This window comes from Bacillus sp. MMSF_3328 (assembly GCF_030733525.1).
In the GTDB taxonomy this organism is placed as follows: domain Bacteria; phylum Bacillota; class Bacilli; order Bacillales; family Cytobacillaceae; genus Bacillus_AB; species Bacillus_AB infantis.
The window spans coordinates 1-23,238 of sequence record NZ_JASHIV010000014.1 but is presented as its reverse complement, the minus strand read 5'-3'; the positions used below and the strand labels follow the sequence as shown (position 1 = coordinate 23,238).

The following is a 23,238-nucleotide window of genomic DNA, read 5'->3' as shown; positions in this document are numbered from 1 at the left end:
CATGGGGGAATTTGACGGAAATAGGAATCTGCTAAACTGCAACAAATTGGTGTTCATCGAAGATTCAATCTTCGAAAATATTAAAAACCTTTATTTACAAAACAGGGAGGAAACAAACACATGGCTTATCAACCTAAGTCTTACCGCAAGTTCATCGCAACAGCTGCTACTGCAACGATCGTTGCATCTGCTGTAGCTCCTGCTGCAAGCGCAGCATCTGTATCTGATTTCAAAGACGTTGCTGCAAAATACCAGGACGCTGTAAACTACCTAGTAGTTAACGGTATCACTCAAGGTACTAGCGACACTACATTCGGCACTCACGACAATGTAAAACGCGGTGATGCTGCAATCTGGCTGGCAAAAGCTCTTAAGCTTGACCTGACTAACGTACCAGCTTCAGGCTTCTCTGATACTGGCCGCTACGATGCTGCTGTATCTGCACTGAAAGCTAAAGGGGTTATTTCTGGTAAAACACAAACAACTTTCGCTCCAAACGCACTGCTTACTCGCGGTGAAATGGCGAAGATCCTTGCTAATGCCTACGAACTTGAATCAGATGCTAAAGTTCCTTTCACAGACCTTGGCCCTAACTTCGGTTCTTACATCAAAGCTCTTTATGAGTATGGTGTAACTCAAGGTAAAACTGAAACAACTTTCGGAACTAGCCAGAACATCACTCGCGGTGATCTTGCAATCTTCCTTAAGAGAGCTGCTGAAGTTGTTAAAACTTTAGAAGTTTCTAACGTTTCAGCTGTAAACGCAAAAGAAATCGTAATTGATTTCAATACAGCTGTTGACGAAGTGACTGCTGAAAACGAAAGCAACTATTCATTAACAGTAGCGGGCGCTGGTGAAACAAACTTCACTGCTGAAGTTGACGAAAACAACGCTAAGCGTGTAGTTCTTACTCTTACTGACAATGCTAGACTGGCTAACAATGAAGCTGTTCAGCTTACTGTAAAGAAATCAGTTCTGAACTCTAAACTGGAAGGTCTTGCTGAGAACTTCTCAAAAACTTGGGTATTCTCTGATACAACAGCTCCAACAATCACTGAAGTTGTTCGTGACGGAAGCGACGTTAAAGTAACTTTTGACGATTATGTTTCTTCTGTAGAACTTGCTAAAGTTGGCGGCGTTGACAAGACTGGATCTGTTGCTGCTATCTCAGGTCTAACAAAAACAGTTACAATCTCTGGCGGTGCTTCTGGTCTTGCGTCTGGATCTCACCAGGTACTAGTAAGCGGTGTTACTGATGCTGCTGGAAACAAATCTTCTGTACTTACTGGCTCTGTAGTAATCTCTGATGATACTACTGCACCTACAGTATCTAAAGTAGAACAGTTATCTGACAACACTTTGAAAGTTACTTTCAACAAAGAAGTGACTGGCGCTAACTTTGCTGTTAAAAAGGGCGGTTACAACTTAGGGGTTGTAGCATCTGGTTCAGGTAAAGAGTATACTTTAACATTGTCTGACAATGGTCAAATTAAAGTATATGATACTAATCAAAGCACTTCTAACGTAGTGGTTGAAGTTTCTGGATTCAAAGCGACTTCAAACAACCTATACGGAACAACTTATACTTCTAACGTTACATTGAGCAAGGATCAAACAGCTCCAACTGTTGTAACTCGCTTCAATGAAATCGTTGATGTTGATGCAACTGCAGGAGTGAATGAAGTATTCAACGTAAGATTCAATGAGAGCATCAAAAATGCAGACCTTTCTAAGCTTACGCTGACTGATAAAGATGGTGTTAGACAAGCAATCAATAGTGCTACAATCGTTAATGATGCTAGCGGCAACCCGACTATCCTTCAGGTAGCTTCTAGTGCAGTTCAAACTAATGGTGCATTCAAAATCGGCAACTATTCTCTTAACTTAGCTGCTGGTGCAGTAAAAGATTTAGCTGGAAACAACAATAGTGCAACTACTGTTTCATTCACTAAATCAGCATCTGCTTCTACAGTTTCTGCATCTGCTGTTGCTGCTAATAATGTAATCACTGTATCTTACAGCACTACAATGACAACTTCAGCTACTACCCTTGCTAACTATATGTTAGATGGTAAAGCTCTTCCAGCTGGAACTAACATCTACTTCGATGGAAATACTCAAACTGTTAAGATTGAGCTTCCAGCTGCAAGTGTTGCTTCTACTGGTGGTGCAGTTCTGACAATTTCAGACTCAGTAGTTTCTACTGCAGGCAGCAAGGTTGCAGCAGCTGATCGCACTGAAAACATTGCCGGTGGTTTTGTTGACAATGTGAAGCCAGTACTTACAGCTGCTAGAAAAGCAAGCTCAACTTCAGTTGAACTTACTTTCAGTGAAAATGTAGATGCGACTACTTTACTTGCTGGAGATAACAACGACTTTGTTGTTAGTGTTAACGGAACTACTGTAGCTTACACTGGAGTTGTAGACGGAGTAGTTGGAGATAACAAAATTTCCCTGACTGTACCAACTTACAACACATCTCAGACAGTTACTGTAGGTGTTACTGATAACGAATCTAATATTAGCTTAGAAGATATCACTGGTAACAAGTTAACTAAATCTACTGTAGTAACTGCTAACTAATAAGATTAAAACCCTATTTCAACATTGAAATAGGGTTTTTTTTGCTTTAAAACAGTACTGAGAAAATATTGCACTTTTCACTTAAGGGAATACCTATAATGAATCCCTTACTGAAATAAATTTGGCTGAACACAAGCGTATTAATCCCTGTGTAGAAATCATCTGCTAATACTCCCCTGTGAAATTACTTTTTATACGAATAAAGAAGAAAATAATCGATCCTAATACAATTATCAAAATCTGGCTTATTCTAGTGGGAAAAGAAAATAATGCAATACATAATAATTTCAATATAATTATTATAAAAATTCTAAATCATTTACTAGAGACGAAGTAGCGCTTATTCGCTGCTGTCAATACAGTTTCTCAAATAGAAGTCAAATAGAGATGTGAAAAAAGATATATGAAAAAAGTATTAACATCAGCAAAAGGCGAATGTTCTGGTGTATTTACAAAATTAACATTCGACATAAAGCGCATACAAATGTAAAAATCCCGTAAAATATGTATAAATATGTGCAAACTGCGTAGGTCTTTTGTTATAATGTAAGAGCTCTGGTCTTACTATTCTTAATTCAAGGTATTTTGTGAATTGATAGAGTAATAGGACTATTTTTGGATATTTTTCTGAGTATTTGCCAATTTTAAAAACTGAGGAGGCACTAGGATGACCAAAAACCGTAAATTTTTAGCAACAGCAGCAACTGCAGCTGTCGTAGTTTCGGCAGTGGCACCAACAGCAAGCGCCGCAAATTTTCAAGATGTAACAGATCGCTATAAGGATGCTGTCGATTTTGTTATCTCTAAAGGCGGTAAAGGTTTAAATGCGTATTCGTTTGGGACTAGTTCCGAAATTAAGCGTGTAGATGCAGCTGTATTATTAGCGAAGGTTCTGGGCTTAAATACTCAAACTGCTCCCGCCTCTGGATTCAAAGATGTTCCTGCCCGTGCAGAAGGTGCAGTAAATGCTCTTAAAGCAGCAGGGATTACATCAGGAAAAACAAAAACTACATTTGATTCAAACAGCTCTATTACCCGCGGAGAGTTGGCCATTTGGCTGCATAAAGGATTTGGACTTAAAGGCAACTCCAGCATGGAATTCAAAGATGTAACACCAATGTACAAAAATGCTGTACAAGCCTTGGCTGCTAATGGTGTGACAAAAGGAACCACTGAAGATGAGTTTGGAGTCAATCTAAACGCAAAACGCGGGGATTATGCTATATTCCTACATAAATCCGCGATGGTAATGGAAAACATGGTTGAAGCCGTCAGTGTGGAGTCGGTCAACAATACTACGATTCGCGTAAAAGTAAAAGGTCAATTAGAAAATGTCCTGACAACAGATTTTTCATTTGATGGCGGACTGAAAGTAGAAGCAGTCAAGATTCTTCCTTCTGCACCGGCTGACGGAGATTATACGACGGTTGAATTGACAACTTCTGTTCAAGAGTCAGGCAAGACCTATAAATTGTTATCATTTAATGGCAAGTCTGTTATCGGTGACATTACGTTTAAAGCACCTCAGGCTCCAAATCCGGGTACGCCATCAAATCCGGGTACACCTACAGATCCACCTGTTGAAAATTTCAATCTGTCACTTATGCATACAAATGATACACACGCAAACATTGACAATGCCGCAAAGCGTGCTACAGCTATTAAGGAGTACGAAGCTGGCCATCCGGACGCTTTACTGCTTGATGCAGGAGATGTATTCTCAGGTACTTTGTATTTCAATAAGTTCCAAGGTAAAGCTGACTTAGAGCTTATGAATTATATGGGATACGATGCCATGACATTCGGTAATCACGAGTTTGATCTTGGATCAAGTCCAGAGGGTCATCAGGCACTTGCAGAATTTGTCCAAGGTGCAGACTTCCCATTTGTCAGCTCTAATGTAGACTTCTCTAAGGACAGCCATTTCGATGATATCTTTAATACAGAAGAAGTGAAATCAAATCCTGAAGACGGACAGATCTACAATGCCATCGTAAAAGAAGTAGATGGAGAGAAGATCGGTATTCTTGGCTTGACTACAGAAGAGACAGCCGGAATTTCCAGCCCGGGCAGCGTTGAGTTCCAGGATTATATCGAGGAAGCTCAAAAAGCAGTCGATGCGTTTGAAGAGCAGGGCATCAACAAAATTATCGCTCTAACACATATCGGGTATGATGATAACCCGGCTTTCGACAATGATCAGGAACTGGCTAAAGCTGTTGACGGCATTGATGTCATTGTGGGCGGACACTCTCATACTTTCCTGGGGACAGATTCCCGCGATGCTTCCACTTATAAGCCGGTTGTAGACACTCATGGAGATGAGCCGACAGTAATCGTGACAGCCTATCAATACAGTACCTTCCTGGGAACATTGGATGTCGAATTTGATAAAGACGGCAAGGTTGTCGGCCATGCGGGTGAATTGGTGGATATTTCTAAAAAGACAGAAGATGCAGGTGCGGCAGCTATTCTGAAGCCTTATGCAGATGAAGTAAAGACGCTTAAAGAACAACCGACAGGTGCAACTGCTTCAGTTGAACTGGTTCAAAACATAGGTGGCCAAGCGGTAGTCCGAAACCAGGAAACCAATCTTGGAAACCTGATTGCCGACGGAATGCTGAGAAAAGCCAAGCAATATAATGAAGATGCAGTCATAGCGTTCCAAAATGGCGGGGGTATTCGTGCTTCAATTAATAGCGGGGAAATCACAGTCGGGGAACTGATCACGACATTGCCTTTCGGAAATACTCTGGCAACAATGAACTTAACAGGTGCCGAAGTGAAAGCCGCTCTGGAGCAGAGTGTGAGCATTGCACCTGCACTAAACGGCGGGTTCCTTCAAGTGTCAGGCTTAAAGTTCACTTATGATACTTCTAAAGGTGCAAACGATAGAGTAACTAGCGTTACAGTTCAGGACAAAGATGGAAACTGGGAAGCGTTAAACCTGGAAAAAGAATATGTTGTAGCTACTAATGCATTCACTGCAAAAGGCGGAGACAACTATAAAGTATTTGAAAACGCATATAAAGAAGGCCGTGTAACAGATCTGGGACTAACTGATTGGGAAGTGCTTCAGGAATATGTGAAGGAACTGGGAACGGTTAACCCTTCTGTTGAAGGCCGCATTGTACAAGTGGTGGAAGTTTCAGGATTCAGCGGTACAGAAGCAGCGCCAAAAGTATATAGCGGAAATGTGACAGTGGATGTGACCGGAGTAGACAAACTTGAGCATGCGCATGTAAAAGGAAACCTGTACATCAAAGGCGACGCTTCTACCATTGAATTCAACAATGTAGAAGTTGATGGCGATACAGAATTTCTAGACTGATTATAAAGCAGATCCTTCTGGTCTCCCAGGAGGACCTGCAATGAAATGACTATAGCTTTACAAAAACTATGATTAAAAAGGGGCCGACTATGAAAAAAGGAAAGTGGAAAAAACCGCTAAATGCCTTTTTGTCAGCTGGTTTAGTGACAAGCCTATTTGTTCCTGCTGCTGTACCGTCAACGGTAAAAGCGGAGACAGTAGCTGCTGCTTCAGATCTGATTATTTCAGAGTATATTGAAGGAGCTAGTTATAATAAAGCAATTGAATTATATAATGGCACCGGCTCTTCGGTTGACTTAAGCCAGTATTCTCTTGAGCTGTATACTAATGGATCCAGCATTAACCCATTTAAGCTTGCTTTATCAGGTGAGCTGGCAGATAAGCAGACATATGTAATCTCACACGGTCAAGCTTCTGCGGAAATACTGAGTAAGAGCGATACTACTAACAGCAGTGTCATTAACTTTAATGGTGACGATGCTCTTGTATTAAAGAAATCTGGAAATATAGTAGACTCATTTGGCCAACTCGGAGTGGATCCAGGAACATACTGGGGTACAACTGTTAAAACAGCTGATATGACGCTGGTCAGAAAAAGCTCTGTCACTTCCGGAGACACTATAGCGGATGATGCATTTGTTCCCGAGGACGAATGGACTGCCCTGCCAAAAGATGACGCATCAAACCTTGGAATCCACCAAATGGATGGATCAGCAGGTGAGAACCCGGGAGAACCGGATCCGGAAGAGCCAGGCGATGTTGAAATCATTTCAATCGCTGATGCAAGAGCTGCAGCAGTTGGAGAAACGGTCACTATTAAAGGTGTTGTAGCTGCAAACCTTAAGAATACTGTGTCTGTCCAGGATGCGACCGGCGGTATTGCGGTTCGCCCGGCTTCTCTTGATGCACAGGTTGGCGATGAGGTAACACTGACAGGTAAACTTGCAGTTTATAGAAACTTGCTTCAGCTTGATGGAGCAGTGATTGTAGAAAAGAACGAAGCAGAAGCTCCGGCTTCTAGAACAGTAACAGGAAATGAAATCGGCGAACCACTTGAATCACAGCTGGTGACAGTCAAGAACTTGGATCTTACTGGCGTCGATTCCTCAGGAGCTAATTTCACAGCCACAGATGGAACTGGCAGTTTCATAGTCAGGGATGAGTATATAACGCTGGGCTTAGAAGTGGGAACGGTCTATGAATCTATTACTGGCATTGTCCAGCAGTTCGATAATGACTACCAGATCATCCCGCGCGGCGCGCAGGATATCGTGGTCGACAGTGCTGCTCTTCGCCCGGCTCAAGCTGTACCGGGAAGCGGCACATTTGTCGGCAGCACTGAAGTGACGCTATCCACTTCAACTGCCAATGCAGAAATCTTCTATTCAACAGACGGTTCAGAACCGACTGATGCAAGCGAGAAATATACTGCACCTATCCAAATCACAGAAGATACAGTACTGAAAACAGTTGTAAAGGCTGAAGATGGTACATTGAGCGAAGTTACAACATATGAATACACGATTACAGACTCACTGCAGATCCATGATTTGCAAGCAAAGAACCACACGTCTCCGTTTGCAGGGGAAACAGTGGAAGGAATCGAGGGTATTGTAACCTATGCATTCCAATCCACCGGTTCCTATTATTATCATATCCAGACACCTGATGAGCTGGCTGATAATGATCCTGATACTTCAGAAGCGCTTGTGTTATACAGTGGGAACAGCCCTTGGCCTATCACAGTGGGAGATCTCGTTTCAGTAACAGGACAAGTAAGCGAGTACGCCATTGAAGGGTACAGTGACCGCCAGACAACAGACCTGAAGACAACACAGATTACAGTCAGGAATGATAGAGGCGGGAATGTAACTGTACTTGAAAGCGGGGTCAGCCTTCCAGAGCCGATTGTCATTGATGAAAGCAATCTGCCAAGCGGGCATATCGACAGCGATAACCTGGAAGTATTCAATCCGGAAAAGGATGCTATTGATTTCTGGGAGAGTCTTGAATCCATGAGAGTCCAGGTCGGCGATGTAAAGGCTGTAGCTCCGCAGGAAAATGGAGATCTTGTAACAGTCCTTGAAAGTGCAGAAACCGATACACTTCATGGCGGCCTATTATATGAAGAAAATGATCAAAATCCAAACAGAATCCAGTTCCGTCTGGAGCCAAATGGCGAAGCCCGTGATTTTGAAGTGGCAACAGGCGACAAATTCGAAGGTCCTTTAACAGGGGTAGTCGGATATTCTTATCAAAACTACAAAATCTATGCAGCTTTGGCTGATCTTGAAGAAGCCCATATTGAAGGTGAAGCTGAACCTGAACAGACGACTATCGTGAAAGCTGAAGATAAGCTGACCGTTGCGTCCTATAATCTGGAGAACTTCTCGAATAATAAATCTTCGTCCCCGGACAGCAAAGCACAAAAGCTTGCCCGTGCCCTGGCCACTGACATGCAGAGCCCAGACATTATCGGTGTAACAGAAGTTCAGGATAATAATGGCGGATCTGCGGGAGATTCAGATGCTTCTGAAAGCTATGAAAGACTTATAGCAGCAATCAAAGCAGCCGGCGGTGCAGAATACAACTACGTTAATATCGACCCAGTCAATAATGCAGACGGCGGTGCACCTAATGCCAATATCAGGGTAGGTTTCTTATACAATCCTGAGCGGGTTTCTTTAACTGAAGGTATTCCTGCAGGAGATGCAACCACTGCTGTTGGCTATGAAAATGGCAAGTTAACGCATAACCCAGGGCGTATTGACCCGACAAATAGCGCATTCGATGACAGCAGAAAGCCCCTGGCAGCCCAGTTCGATTTTAAGGGTGAAAGTGTCGTTGTCATTGCCAATCACTGGAACTCCAAGTCAGGGGATACACCTTTATTTGGATCACAGCAGCCTCCTGTCTATGGAAGTGAAGTACAGCGCCATAAGATTGCAAAAATCGTCCATGATTTTGCAGCTGGTATCAAAGCAGAAAACCCTGATGCCAACATCGTTTCTTTAGGTGATTTTAATGACTATCAATTCTCTCAGTCTTTAAAAATCCACGAAGGCGATATTATGACGAATATGATCAATAAAGTGGAAGCTTCTGACCGATACACTTATGTATATCAGGGCAATTCCCAAGTGCTTGATCATATCCTTGTATCTAATAATCTTGTTGACAATACGAAGGTTGATATTCTTCATATCAATGCTGACTTTACTGACATGGCTGGCCGTGCAAGCGACCATGATCCGGTATTGGCGCAAATTGATTTCTCAGGTGAAACGGAAGTGCCAATCACAGCAGAAAAAGACTATCAGTTTAATAACTTTAAGACTAAGAAGCTGACCATTTCAAAACCTAGTGTTTCCATCACTGTAAAAGGAAGCTCTGTCATTCAAGACGGCATCTACTTTACTGGTGAATACGCTGAGTTCCACGGTGAAAGCCTTGCAGATACAAAAGTAGTGATCAAGCCAGCGAAAGCGGATGCGATCATTGACTTTAAAGGTACTGTGATTAAAGAAGTAGTCATCGACAATAGCAATGTAAAAGAAATCCGCGGTGCTGAAAACGTTCAGAAATGGACAGTTACAGACGGCTTCGATACATCGAATATCAAGTTCACTAATGTGAAAGGGGAAGCTATTGCTTCTCCTTTTCACCCTGTAGAAAACGGGGCTCCGGCAGCCAGTCCAATCAGCAATCAAACTGTTCAAATAAACAAATCTTTAACAATTGATTTGAGCAATTATTTTACTGACCCGGACGGGGATGAGCTCACATATACATCCACAAGGGGAAATGTATTCGGCAGCACGCTTACCTTCCTTGAGTCTGAGGAAGGCACGTATCAGGTAACAGTCAAAGGCACTGATGGCGATAAAGAAGCTCAGCTTACTTTTCAATTAACTGTTACAGGAGAACAGACTGAACAGCCGGTTGATTCCTATTATACGGCTGCTGCAGGCAAGACAGGCAGTGAGCTGAAGGCTGCTCTGCACGATATTATCAAGACTCATAAAGTTCTTTCTTACAGCCAGGTATGGGATGCGTTGAAAGAAACAGATGAGGATCCAAACAACCCGAACAACGTCATTCTTCTTTATTCCGGCCTTTCCCGATCTAAAGACAGAAACGGCGGGAATGTCGGCGATTGGAACCGGGAGCATGTCTGGGCCAAGTCCCATGGCGATTTCGGTACAACCAATGGACCGGGAACAGATATCCACCATCTCCGCCCAACAGATGTCCAGGTCAACAGCACGCGCGGTAATTTGGACTTTGCCAATGGCGGCAGTGCTGTAACGAACTGCAGCGATTGCAAAAGGAGCGCCAATTCCTTTGAGCCGCCTGACCGCGTAAAAGGCGATGTAGCGCGAATGCTCTTTTATATGGCAGTCCGCTACGAAAATGGAGACAGGGTGGATCTTGAGCTGAATGACCTGCTTAACAACGGCTCGAATCCTTACCATGGCAAGCTGTCTGTCCTGCTAGAGTGGAATGAACAGGATCCTGTCGATGCGTTTGAAATGAACCGCAATAACGTCATCTACAGTATCCAGGAAAACCGCAATCCGTTCATCGACCATCCTGAGTGGGCCAATCAGATTTTCAGAACAGCCAATTAATGAGATCAGCTTCCTTCTAAGAGGGAAGCTGATTTTTTATTTTGGAAAAATCAACAGAATAAAGAACTAAAAATTTACTATATGCCTACAGTTATATAAAAAGACGTTTCGCGGTCTATTTATTCAAAAAATACCCAGAATACAAAAATGCTGGGAATACAGCATGATTAGACAATCTGTATAGATAAGGTGATAATATGGATGTAAGGTTATCAATTGAAAAAAGAGTGAGATAGTCAGCTGCGATTTCCTTGGCACCTTCTGGCCATGAGAATTTTCCTGCTGCTATCACATTCCCCATATTCAATTCCCAAATTTCCGTTGGCACTCCTTGGAGTGCTTTTTTTAAGGAATTGAACGGCAGGACAGCGGATTGTAATTTCTTCCAAAATCCAATTTAAACTATAAATATGCAGTTTTTTATAGTTTAATGGACTAATGAGGAAAATAATTGCCAGATTGCTGTCAAAGTCGAGCGGATCTTGTAAAAATCATGCCATTATAACCATTTTTTGATATATGATATGCTATAATACTATGTGTTTTACAATAACCTTACATTTTTTTTCAGGAGGAACCCAATGGAGGAAACAATAAGTTTGAAAGAGCTTTTCCAGACATTAAGGAAGCGTCTGGGTCTCATTTTGTCTATCGCCTTCGTTGCTGTAGCAACGAGCGGTCTCATCAGTTACTTTTACCTCACTCCCATTTATCAGTCTACAACACAGCTGCTGGTCAACCAGGCCAAGAGCGACCAGCCGGTATATAATACCGGTGAAATCCAGACCAATCTGCAATTAATTAACACTTATAATGTCATCATAAAGAGCCCGGCAATCCTTGACCTGGTAAAAGAGGAGCTGGACCTTGATATAACGACAAGCCAGCTGGATTCGAAGATTACGGTCGGCAGCCAGACGGACTCCCAGGTACTGGCCATTACAGTCCAGGATCCTGATGCCAATATGGCAGCGGATATCGCCAACACAACGGCAAATGTCTTCAAGCGTGAAATCGTTGAAATCATGAATATTGATAATGTCAAAATTCTGGCGAAAGCAGAGCTCACTGACAATCCGGCACCTATCAAACCGAACAAATTGCTGAATATGGCCATTGCCCTCGTAGTCGGCTTGATGGCAGGTGTTGGACTTGCCTTCCTATTAGAATACATGGACAACACGGTAAAAACAGAGCAGGATATCGAGAAACTGCTGGATTTGCCTGTGCTTGGCACGATTGCCATTATTAATGAAGAAACAGGAGCCATGGAAGAGAAAGCAGCACGAAAGCAGCGTGGAGGTGAACGGGATGCTGTTTAAGAAGAAGCCGAAAGCATCTGTGAATGACAGCAGGAGAAAGCTGGTGGCAGCTTATAACACAAAATCTCCGATTGCCGAGCAGTACAGGACCGTAAGAACCAATATTCAATTCTCATCCGTTGATCAGGATGTCCGTTCCATCCTGGTGACTTCATCCGGTCCGGGGGAAGGGAAGTCCACAACAGTGGCCAATCTTGCTGTAGTATTTGCGCAGCAGAACAAGCGGGTGTTGCTGGTTGATGCCGACCTGCGGAAGCCTACTGCCCATTATACCTTCAACCTGACGAACAACAACGGTCTGACAAATGTATTGACGAAAAGCTCCAGTCTGTTAAAAGCTGTTAAAGAAACAGCGATTGAAAATCTTTCTGTGCTGACAAGCGGACCGATTCCGCCAAACCCTGCTGAACTTCTTGGTTCACAGGCGATGGAAGAATTCCTGGTAAATGTCCAGAAGGAATTTGATGTCGTCCTATTCGATACTCCGCCGATTCTTGCTGTAGCTGATGCCCAGATCCTGGCTAACAAGGTAGAGGGCACCATGCTCGTGATCAGCAGCGGCTACACAGAAATGGAACAGGCGGAAAAAGCGACAGAGCTTCTCCGAACATCCAAGGGCAAGCTGCTTGGAGCAGTGCTGAATCAGAAAAAGCTTCAGGATTCGCATTACTATTACTACTATGGCGGAAAATAAGAAGATTCGACAAAATCTCTTATTTACCCTATAGGAGCAGAATGGTATATTAAAAAAGTCCTAGATTATTAACATTTAATTGGAAGGGGTTGGGCGCAATGATTGATATCCATTGTCATATATTGCCCGGAGTTGATGACGGAGCCAAGGATATGAGTGAAACGATAGAAATGGCCAGGCAGGCTGTTTCAGAAGGGATTCATACAATCATTGCGACGCCCCATCATAGAAATGAAAGCTACGATAATACTAAAGTAGAGATACAGAATAAAGTTTCTCTAGTGAATGATGTACTGAAGCAGGAAAAAATCGGCCTTGAAATCCTGGCCGGACAGGAAACCCGGATTAATGGGGATCTGCTGGCTGACCTGGATAAAGGGGAAATCCTTCCCCTTGCCAATTCGCCTTATGTATTCATTGAATTGCCAAGCGGGCATGTACCGCGCTACACAGAGCAGCTCTTATATGATCTGCAGATGAAAGACCTGACACCGGTCATTGTGCATCCTGAGCGCAATGCTGAAATCATGGAACGTCCTGACGTGTTATACCAATTGGTCAAAAAAGGGTCATTAACACAAGTGACAGCTGCAAGCTTATGCGGGTACTTCGGGAAGAAGATCAAAGGCTTTTCCCATCAGCTGATTGAAGCCAATCTGACGCACTTTATCGCTTCAGATGCCCATAACACCACAAAGCGGGGCTTCAAAATGGCGGAGGCTTTCGCTGAGATTGACAGCAGATACGGTGTTGATACGGTCTTCTTATTTACAGAGAATGCAGAGCTCCTTGTTCAGGGGCAGAACGTAATTAAAGAAATACCCAGCCGGGTTAAAAAGAAGAAGTTCATGGGTCTGTTCTAATTTGATCGTTCGAAATATCAGTCATTTTGAATTTTACATAAAGAACCGGTGATGTCTCCTCGCCGTTATCCAAGGGGGCACTCGGCCATTCTGTGGGATCAGAGATCTTTTCCTTAGACGCTTGTCGTCATTGGAGTGGTGTGAGGGCGGGTTGGATGCCCTTTTACATAAAAATGATAAATATCTAATGGAAACACATGAACATTCGTGTGCTTTCATTAGATATTTATTTGCATGTGTACTTTATTATACTAAAGCTATAGGAGGATTATGGATGACATTTCAAAAACGCTTAACTTTTCTGGTTGCGTTGGATTCACTTATTGTGCTGTCCGCTATTTATCTCAGTTATATTACCCTTCATCCCACATTTCAGATTTTCAAATACGAAACATTGATGCTGACATCCATTACCTTGCTCTTAAGCCACCATATCTTCGCCAGCATCTACCGGCTCTATAACAAGGCCTGGGAATATGCGAGCGTAGGCGAGCTTGTCAGCATCGTAAAGGCAGTCAGCCTTTCCATTATGATGACAGCCGTTGTCCAGCAGCTTGTCATACAGGACATTTACTTCCGGGCACTTATGCTCGCCTGGATGCTTCACGTTCTCCTGATTGGGGGCTCGCGCTTTGCATGGCGTGTCTACCGCGACCGCTATATCAAGCCGCAGGTTGAACAGTCCAGGGCTTTGATCATCGGTGCAGGAGCAGCAGGCACCATGCTTGCCCGCCAGCTGCTGAAAAATACAGACGCCGGCATCAAGCCGGTTGCCTTTATCGATGACGACCCGAAGAAATTCCGTCTCCAAATACACGGGCTTCCGGTAGTCGGCGGCTCTAAACGCATCAGTAAATCAGTTGAAACTTTGCAAATAGATAAAATCATCATTGCCATTCCTTCTTTGAATAAGGAAGAAATGAAGAATATCTTCGAACAGTGTGCAGGAACAGATGCCAAAACGGTGATCATGCCGCTGATTGAGGATGTTATGCTTGGAAACGTTTCGGTCAATCAGTTCCGCGATGTCCAGGTTGAAGATCTTCTCGGCAGGGAGCCTGTCCAGCTGGATACAGAAAGCATTTCGCAAAAGCTTACAGGCAAGACGATCATGGTGACAGGGGCAGGCGGAAGCATCGGCTCTGAAATCTGCCGCCAGGTGATTAAATTCCATCCGAAGAAAATCGTTCTCGTCGGCCATGGGGAAAACAGCATCTATCTGATTGACATGGAGCTCCGTAATCTCAAAATCGAGAATCTGGAAATCAGGCCGGTTATTGCTGATATCCAGGACCGGGCGAGGATTTTTGAAGTAATGGAAGAGCATCAGCCGGATGTGGTCTACCATGCAGCAGCCCATAAGCATGTGCCGCTCATGGAATACAATCCGAAAGAAGCTGTGAAAAACAATGTCATCGGCACGAAAAATGTCGCCGAGGCAGCTGATACATTCGGGGTCGGCACATTTGTGCTGGTGTCCTCCGATAAGGCGGTCAACCCGACCAATGTAATGGGCTCTACCAAGCGGATTGCCGAAATGGTCATCCAGGCGCTGGACGAGCAGAGCAAAACGAAATTCGTCGCTGTCCGCTTCGGCAATGTCCTCGGTAGCCGCGGCAGTGTGATCCCATTATTCAAAAAGCAGATCCAGGCAGGCGGCCCGGTAACGGTCACCCACCCGGATATGACCCGCTATTTCATGACGATCCCGGAAGCATCCAGACTGGTCATGCAGGCAGGGGCCCTGGCACGCGGCGGAGAAATCTTCGTCCTCGATATGGGAGAACCGGTCAAGATCGTCGATCTGGCGAAAAACCTCATCCAGCTGTCTGGCTATACTATAGAAGAAATCGGGATCAACTTCTCGGGAATCCGTCCTGGGGAGAAGATGTTCGAAGAGCTTCTTAATGAAAAAGAAGTGCACACAAAAGCAGTATTTCCGAAGATACATATTGGAAAAGCTGTGCTCGAGCAGGAGCATGAAGTGCATTATTTGATTGATAGATTTGAAACGATGACGGTGCAGGAGATTAGTGAGTTTGTGATCAATGTGGCTAATCGGAGAGAGAATAAAACTTTTTCTCTTGCAAAATAGTGATAATAAATGAGTTCAACTAATCTTAAATATTCTAGACATACTAAGTTTTATTTTATTGTATGTCTAGATCTTTTTTATGAAAAGGTCATGTTTCATAACAAGGACCTTAGAGATGGAGGGATATATACCTGGCCTGTTACATAAGAAGTCAAAGTCATTATGTGTTTAGTAGCTTAGCAGTTAATTGGAAAGAGACCATAACCAATTAAGTCCTAACTTACTAAATAATCTTCTAAAGGAGTGTTTCTACCCATGTACATGAAAATTAAAAGATTGATTGATATTATTCTTTCTTTATTCGGTCTAATCATATTATCACCTATATATTTAATTTTAATTATTGCTATAAAGATCGACTCAAGGGGACCGGTCCTATTCAAACAAAAACGTCTAGGAATTAACAAGACACATTTTAATATTTTGAAATTCCGTACTATGAGGATTGATACTCCAAAAGATACTCCAACTCATTTATTGGAGAATCCTGAACAGTATATAACAAAGGTAGGAAAGTTTTTGAGGAAAACTTCTCTTGATGAGTTGCCACAAATATGGAATATCTTCGTAGGTCAGATGAGCATTATAGGACCAAGACCAGCATTATGGAACCAATACGATCTTATAGCTGAACGTGATAAGTATGGAGCTAATGCTGTTCCGCCAGGCTTGACTGGATGGGCACAAATTAATGGACGCGATGAGTTACCCATTGAGACTAAGTCAAAGCTGGATGGGGAGTATGTTGAAAGGCTTGGTCTAAGAATGGATATAAAGTGTTTCTTTGGAACTGTGGTTAGAGTTTTAAAAAGTGACGGGGTTATAGAGGGCGGTACTGGCACTACAGCAAAGAAAGAAGTTGCAAGCAGCAAGGAGCATACCTCTCGATGAAAAGAATACTAATAACAGGAAAAAATAGTTATGTAGGTACCAGCCTAGTAAAATGGCTTGGAAGACAACCGAAGAAATATTCAATTGATTCTATTAGTCTAAGAAATGATTCGTGGAAAGAGAAAGACTTTTCAAGCTATGATGTTGTGTATCATGTGGCTGGGATAGCACATATAAAAGAAACTGAAGAAAATGCACATCTCTACTATAAAGTGAACCGTGACTTGGCATTCGAAGTTGTTCAGAAGGCAAAGATTGAGGGGGTTAAGCAGTTCATATTCCTTAGTTCAATGAGTGTTTATGGCATTGAAACTGGTATTATCAATAAGGATACTCCGGTAAAACCAAAGAGTAATTATGGGAAATCTAAACTTGAAGCAGAAAAGTTAATCGCAAATTTAGAGAGTAATGTATTTAAGGTTGCCATTCTGCGACCTCCAATGATATATGGACGGGGTTGTAAAGGTAACTATAATCGATTGGCAAAACTAGCATTGAAAACACCTATTTTTCCGGATATAGACAATAATCGAAGTATGATTTATATAGATAATTTATCAGAATTTGTTAAGTGTGTAGTGGATAGCTGTGGTAATGGATTATTTTTTCCACAAAATGAGGATTATGTGAATACAAGCAAGATGGTTGATTTAATTGCAAAGGCACATGGTAAGACCGTGTTATTGACTAAGTTATTTAATCCTTTACTTGCTTTATTGAAGAGGAACGAAACAGTTAATAAAGTGTTCGGTAACTTGGTTTACGAAAAAAGCCTTACTAAACTAGAGATAAATGAGCAAATTTCTTTAGCAGAGTCTATTAGGCTTACAGAAATGGATTTTCAGAAAGAAGAGGTTATATGAAAAAAAAGAAGGATGTATTGTTCTTATGTCAGTACTTTTATCCGGAGTACATCTCATCTGCTACACTTCCATTTGATACTGCACATTCTCTTAGTAATGCAGGTTTTTCAGTTGAAGTTTTATGTGGGTATCCTAAAGAATACAATCTATCAAATAAAGTTCCGTTAAGAGAAAAATACAAGAATATTGATATTAAACGGCTAAAATATATTCAACTAAAAAGAAGTAATATTATTGGAAGATTAATTAATTATTTTTCTTTTACATCTGCTGTTGCTTTACGCTTCATGAAGTTAAGAAATTATAAGACAATAATGGTCTATTCTAATCCCCCAGTGTTACCATTCATCGCAGCACTGGCGAATAAATTCTTTGACACTAAGATAATATTTGTCTGCTATGATATCTATCCCGAGATTGCACATGTTACGAACACTATATCTCAAAAAAGTTTAATCAGCAGAGTGATGAAGTTTATAAACAAAGGAATTTATAAGCGATTAAACAAAGTGGTGGCATTATCAAATGAAATGAAATCTTATCTGCTTGAACATAGACCTGCATTATCTGCAGACCAGGTCGAAGTAATTCCTAATTGGTACGAGGATAAAGGAGTTTCGAATTCTTCGGCTTCCATTGATAATAAACTATTCAAATCCATTAAAAAGGACGGAAATCTGGTAGTTTCTTATTTCGGAAATATGGGGATTGCTCAGGATCTTGATACTATAATTGACGCAATCCGGAAACTTAAAAATGACAGCAATGTACAATTTCTTTTTGCGGGACATGGGAATAAAATGCATCTGTTAAAAGATATTGTGAAAAATGAGGAGTTAAACAATGTTACAGTTTTTGATTTCTTGCATGGGCAAGATTTCCAAGATGCACTTAATATTAGTGATTGTTTCATCGTCAGTCTATCAGATGGATTGACTGGACTGGCTGTACCAAGCAAAACTTACAGCTATATGATGGCTAGTAAGCCTGTAATTGCGATTATAGGAGAGGAGTCAGATATAGCTAAAGATCTAAAAGAAAATAATGCCGGATATGCTATGAAAGCAGGAGAAAGTTACAACCTGGTTAAAGCTATAGAGGAACTGCGTGACGATTATAATAAACGTGAATACATGGGGAAAAAAAGCAGGGGTATTTTTTTAGAGAAATATACAAAAGAAAAATGTACCCAACAATATGTGAACTTGATGAAAAAGATACTGGAGGTCTAAAATAATATGTTTAAAGATAAAACTTTATTGATAACAGGCGGCACAGGTTCATTTGGAAATGCTGTCATGCAAAGGTTTTTGGGTACTGACATAAAGGAAATCCGCATCTTTTCCAGGGATGAGAAGAAGCAGGATGATATGAGAAAACTTTATAAGAACGACAAACTAAAATTTTATCTAGGTGATGTTAGAGATATATCAAGTGTCAAGAATTCTATGCATGGAGTTGATTATATCTTCCATGCAGCTGCATTAAAGCAAGTTCCCTCATGTGAATTCTTCCCATTAGAAGCGGTGAAAACAAATGTTTTAGGTACAGAGAACGTACTTACAGCTGCTATTGAATATGGTGTAAAGAAAGTGATTTGTCTTTCGACCGATAAAGCAGCGTATCCGATTAATGCAATGGGAATTTCTAAAGCCATGATGGAAAAAGTTTTTGTTGCCAAATCCCAAACAGTTTCTCCTGAAAGAACTCTTATTTGCGGAACGAGATATGGTAATGTAATGGCCTCTCGTGGATCTGTCATTCCTTTATTTATTGATCAAATAAAAAATGGGCAGCCATTAACAGTTACTGATCCTAATATGACAAGGTTCCTTATGAGTCTAGAAGAAGCAGTTGAACTAGTTGTGTTTGCTTTTCAAAATGCAAATGCAGGGGACATTATGGTTCAAAAATCTCCAGCAAGTACTATTGGAGATTTAGCCCGAGCAATTAAGGAGTTATTTAATGCCGAAAACGAAATAAAAATTATTGGCACAAGGCATGGGGAGAAACGTTACGAAACACTTTTAACAAAAGAGGAGTATGTTAAATCAGAAAATTTACCTGGATTTTATAGGGTGCCTGCCGATCAAAGAGATTTGAACTATGATAAGTACTTTGCGGAGGGAGATCAAAAGCTTTCTACTGTAGAAGAATATAATTCAGAGAATACACAAATTCTTAGCATTGAACAAATTAAAGGAAAGCTACTGGAATTAGATTATGTACGAAACGAATTAAATGAGTGGAATAAAAAAGTACACGTTATGAATTAAGGGTGGGTTAGAATAATGAATATTCTTGTTACAGGAGCAAAAGGGTTTTTGGGAAAAAACCTTATAGCTGAGCTTAAAAATAGAGGGTACAATGATGTTTTTGAGTTTTCCAGGGAAAGTGATCCTGAGTTACTCGAAAAATTTACTATGGAATGTGAATTCGTCTTTCATCTAGCTGGAGTTAACAGACCGACAAATGAAAAAGAATTTATGGAAGGCAACTTTGGATTAACTTCTCAATTACTTGAGCTATTAAAAAAGCATAATAATAAGGCTCCTGTTCTCTTTACTTCATCTATACAGGCAGAGAAGGACAATCCTTATGGAAAAAGTAAGAAAGCAGGAGAGGACCTACTATTTAATCACTATTATGAGACTGATGCAAAGGTCTATGTATATAGATTGCCTAACTTATTTGGTAAGTGGAGCAAACCTAATTATAATACTGTAGTTGCCACATTTTGTCACAACATTGCTACTGGCTTAGATATACAGATTAATGATCCGGAAATTGAGTTGAATCTCTGTTATATAGATGATGTGATAGAAGAATTTATGAAGGCTGTAGAAGGGAATCCAACTTTACAAGAGGATGATTTTTGTGTTGTGCCAGTAACACATAAAATAAAAATTGGAGAACTAGCTAAACTTTTAATGAGTTTCAAAGAAAGCAGAACAAATTTAAGTATTCCAAATATGGAAGAAAAGTTGGTTAAAAATCTTTATAGCACCTATTTAAGCTTTTTGCCGAAAGATCAATTTTCTTATAATTTAAAAATGAATACTGATCATAGAGGTTCTTTTACAGAGTTTATAAGAACACCTGAAAGAGGTCAGGTCTCAGTCAATGTTTCTAAACCTGGAATTACAAAGGGAAATCATTGGCATCATACTAAAAACGAAAAATTTCTAGTGGTTAGTGGAGAAGGATTAATTCGTTTCAGAAAAATCGATTGTGAAGAAATTATTGAGTATCGCGTAAGTGGAGAAGAGTTACAAGTTGTTGATATTCCTACAGGGTATACTCACTCTATAGTAAATGTAGGAAAAGGAGACCTTGTAACAGTTATGTGGGCGAACGAAGGTTTCGATCCAGAAAAGCCAGACACTTACTTTGTGGAGGTATAACTAATGAAGAAATTGAAAGTCATGACAGTCGTGGGAACGAGACCAGAGATTATTAGGTTGTCGGCTGTTATTAATAAATTGGAAGAATCAAATGCAATTGAACATACACTTGTCCATACGGGACAGAATTATGATTATGAGTTGAACGAAGTATTCTTTAAAGATTTCAATTTAAGGAAGCCAGATTATTTTCTTAATGCGGCTACGGGAACAGCTGTAGAAACTATAGGTAATATTCTAGTTAAAATTGACCCAATTTTTGAAGAGGTAAAGCCAGATGCTTTCTTGGTTCTTGGTGATACAAATAGCTGTTTAACTGCAATTGCAGCTAAAAGAAGGCATATTCCGATTTTTCATATGGAAGCTGGTAATAGATGTTTTGACCAAAGAGTTCCAGAAGAAACGAATAGAAAAATTGTTGATCATACTGCTGATATTAACTTAACCTATAGTGATATTGCAAGAGAATATCTTCTCAGGGAGGGATTCCCTTCGGATAGAGTTATTAAAACAGGGAGTCCGATGTTCGAAGTTCTTAACACTAGAAAAGGTGACATAGATAGCTCAAATGTATTAGAAAGATTAGATCTAGAGGAAGGGAACTACTTTGTAGTATCAGCACATAGAGAGGAAAATATTAATTCGGAAGTAAATTTTTTAAATTTAGTTGATAGTTTAAATACTGTTGCTGAGAAATATAATAAACCTGTGATTTTGAGTACACATCCTAGAACTAAAAAAATGATTGACTCTAAGCAAATCAAGTTCAATCCTTTAGTGATAACTATGAAACCTTTAGGGTTTAATGATTATGTTAAACTTCAAATCAATGCTAAAGCTGTTTTAAGTGACAGCGGAACGATTAGTGAGGAATCATCCATTCTAGGGTTTAAAGCACTTAACATTAGACAAGCCCATGAAAGACCAGAAGCGATGGAAGAAGCCTCGGTAATAATGGTTGGACTAAGGAAGGAAAGAATATTACAAGGACTTGATGTATTAGAGTCTCAAGAAAATGATGCATTAAGGCTTGTTAGAGATTATAGTATGCCTAATGTCTCAGATAAGGTGCTAAGAATTATTTTGTCTTATACAGATTATGTGAACAGGGTTGTATGGGGGAAAAATAGTTGAAAAAGATTTGTATTTTAAGTTCTGTAAATATAAAACACATGACATTGATTTCTATCTATACAGATAAGCTAATTTCAAAGGGTATACCTTTTGATATCATTTATATGGATAAGTATGGCGAAGAGGAAAAAATTGAAGCTCAAAATATATATAGGTTTGTTAATATTATAAATTCACAAGATAATAAATTTAAGAAAATACTTCAATATTATAAGTTTGTTCATTTTGCTAAACCAATCCTTGAAAAAAATAAATATGACTTTGTAATTGTTTGGAATGAAATAACTGCAATGTTATTCTTTAATTTTTTATCAAAAAATTGGGCTAATAAATATTGCTTAAATTATAGAGATTATCTTTATCAAGATATACCAATTATTTCAAAAATAAATGAAAGAGTAATAAAAAATGCAGCATTCGCCACTATATCGTCTGATGGCTATAAAAAATTTTTACCAAATCATGAGTATATTCATGTTCATAGTTTTAATAAGGGTTTATTGTCCGGACTGGAGCCAAGAACTAATTTTCAATCAAAGAAAGATAAATTAAGAATTACTTTTATTGGAAATGTAAGATTCATTGAAAATAATAAAAGACTCTTGAATATCTTTAAAAATGATGCGAGATTTGAATTGCACTTCTATGGAACAAATGCGGAAGTATTAAAAGAGTACTGTAAAGAAAGTGGGATTAACAACGGAAAATTTTATCCTGCTTTTCCTGTTAATGACACAATAAATTTTATTAAAAATACTGATATTGTAAACAACCTTTACGGTAACAATAATACTTCTCTTGATTACGCACTTTCCATTAAGTTATATTATGGTATTTACTATAGAACACCAATTTTAGTTAATGCAAATACCTATATGGCTAAGAAAATACTAGAGTATAATATCGGATATGTAGTTGATGAGATTAACGAGAATCTCCCTGATAAAATTTATCAGTGGTATAAATCGCTTGATTTTGATGTGTTTGATAATAGTTGTCAACAATTTATTTCGGATATAAGTAAGAATAATCAAGAATTCGACAAGAAGATTGAGGAATATTTATATGAAAACTAAATATTAATTATTTGTGCTCTTAGATTTGATGAGAGATATCTAAACCTCTACTTTACAACACAATTATTTTAGTGTTTAAAATTTTAAGGGGAAATGATTAATGAATTTGTATATCCAAAACAACTTTAAGAAAAATTTAGGAACATTTAAGAATTTGCTTTATTGGGGATGTACGATTTTTTCTTTATAGTATATCTGTGAAGGAACCCAGTTATTTGAAGACATTGTTCTAGAAGTTAGATGTACCAATATAGAAAAGTTGATTTAAGCAGAAGAACTTCCTATTGGAGAAAACGATGTAAAATTAATTTATGAGGTTATGATAAAAATTATTAGATCATATAAATATGC

The 23,238-nt window shown here is 40.0% G+C and carries 14 protein-coding genes; all 14 read left to right on the top strand.

Going from position 1 to position 23,238, the window contains the following annotated elements; translation table 11 throughout:
• The first annotated feature begins 120 nt into the window (after nt 1-120).
• The 14 genes from RBB45_RS18935 to RBB45_RS18870 all read left to right on the top strand — a co-directional run bounded on the left by RBB45_RS18935 (nt 121) and on the right by RBB45_RS18870 (nt 22,887).
• Nucleotides 121-2,583 carry an S-layer homology domain-containing protein gene (locus RBB45_RS18935; protein WP_306010181.1) on the top strand — a complete coding sequence of 821 codons (2,463 nt, stop codon included), beginning with the start codon at nt 121-123 and terminating at the stop codon, nt 2,581-2,583.
• Nucleotides 2,584-3,250: 667 nt separating this feature from the next.
• On the top strand, nt 3,251-5,914 hold the full coding sequence (locus tag RBB45_RS18930) for a 5'-nucleotidase C-terminal domain-containing protein (RefSeq protein ID WP_306010180.1): 2,664 nt from the start codon (nt 3,251-3,253) through the stop codon (nt 5,912-5,914).
• A gap of 89 nt (nt 5,915-6,003) precedes the next feature.
• Complete coding sequence (locus RBB45_RS18925; RefSeq protein WP_306010179.1) at nt 6,004-10,545, top strand: endonuclease; 4,542 nt, start codon at nt 6,004-6,006, stop codon at nt 10,543-10,545.
• A gap of 581 nt (nt 10,546-11,126) precedes the next feature.
• Complete coding sequence (locus RBB45_RS18920) at nt 11,127-11,867, top strand: YveK family protein (protein WP_306010178.1); 741 nt, start codon at nt 11,127-11,129, stop codon at nt 11,865-11,867.
• A complete protein-coding gene (locus RBB45_RS18915; protein WP_148975745.1) occupies nt 11,857-12,561 on the top strand; it encodes a CpsD/CapB family tyrosine-protein kinase in 705 nt (234 codons plus the stop codon). Before RBB45_RS18920 ends, RBB45_RS18915 begins: the two co-directional genes overlap by 11 nt.
• Nucleotides 12,562-12,659: 98 nt before the next feature.
• The gene (locus tag RBB45_RS18910) at nt 12,660-13,424 is read left to right on the top strand and encodes a tyrosine-protein phosphatase (RefSeq protein WP_009792717.1); all 765 of its coding nucleotides are present in this window, start codon (nt 12,660-12,662) and stop codon (nt 13,422-13,424) included.
• Between the two features lie 274 nt (nt 13,425-13,698).
• Nucleotides 13,699-15,519 (top strand): polysaccharide biosynthesis protein, encoded by a 1,821-nt coding sequence (locus RBB45_RS18905; RefSeq protein ID WP_306010177.1) that lies wholly within the window; start codon nt 13,699-13,701, stop codon nt 15,517-15,519.
• A gap of 255 nt (nt 15,520-15,774) precedes the next feature.
• On the top strand, nt 15,775-16,410 hold the full coding sequence (locus RBB45_RS18900; protein WP_306010176.1) for a sugar transferase: 636 nt from the start codon (nt 15,775-15,777) through the stop codon (nt 16,408-16,410).
• A complete protein-coding gene (locus RBB45_RS18895; RefSeq protein ID WP_306010175.1) occupies nt 16,407-17,273 on the top strand; it encodes an NAD-dependent epimerase/dehydratase family protein in 867 nt (288 codons plus the stop codon). Before RBB45_RS18900 ends, RBB45_RS18895 begins: the two co-directional genes overlap by 4 nt.
• Nucleotides 17,270-18,505 carry a glycosyltransferase family 4 protein gene (locus RBB45_RS18890; protein WP_306010174.1) on the top strand — a complete coding sequence of 412 codons (1,236 nt, stop codon included), beginning with the start codon at nt 17,270-17,272 and terminating at the stop codon, nt 18,503-18,505. The genes RBB45_RS18895 and RBB45_RS18890 overlap by 4 nt, the downstream gene beginning before the upstream one ends.
• A gap of 6 nt (nt 18,506-18,511) precedes the next feature.
• Nucleotides 18,512-19,549: a polysaccharide biosynthesis protein gene (locus tag RBB45_RS18885; RefSeq protein ID WP_306010173.1), complete on the top strand. Its 1,038-nt coding sequence runs from the start codon at nt 18,512-18,514 to the stop codon at nt 19,547-19,549.
• A 15-nt stretch (nt 19,550-19,564) separates the two neighbouring features.
• On the top strand, nt 19,565-20,677 hold the full coding sequence (locus tag RBB45_RS18880; protein WP_306010172.1) for a capsular polysaccharide biosynthesis protein CapF: 1,113 nt from the start codon (nt 19,565-19,567) through the stop codon (nt 20,675-20,677).
• 3 nt (nt 20,678-20,680) lie between these two features.
• Nucleotides 20,681-21,811: a non-hydrolyzing UDP-N-acetylglucosamine 2-epimerase gene (gene wecB, locus RBB45_RS18875; protein ID WP_306010171.1), complete on the top strand. Its 1,131-nt coding sequence runs from the start codon at nt 20,681-20,683 to the stop codon at nt 21,809-21,811.
• Nucleotides 21,808-22,887 carry a glycosyltransferase family protein gene (locus RBB45_RS18870; RefSeq protein WP_306010170.1) on the top strand — a complete coding sequence of 360 codons (1,080 nt, stop codon included), beginning with the start codon at nt 21,808-21,810 and terminating at the stop codon, nt 22,885-22,887. The genes wecB and RBB45_RS18870 overlap by 4 nt, the downstream gene beginning before the upstream one ends.
• Nucleotides 22,888-23,238 lie beyond the last annotated feature (351 nt).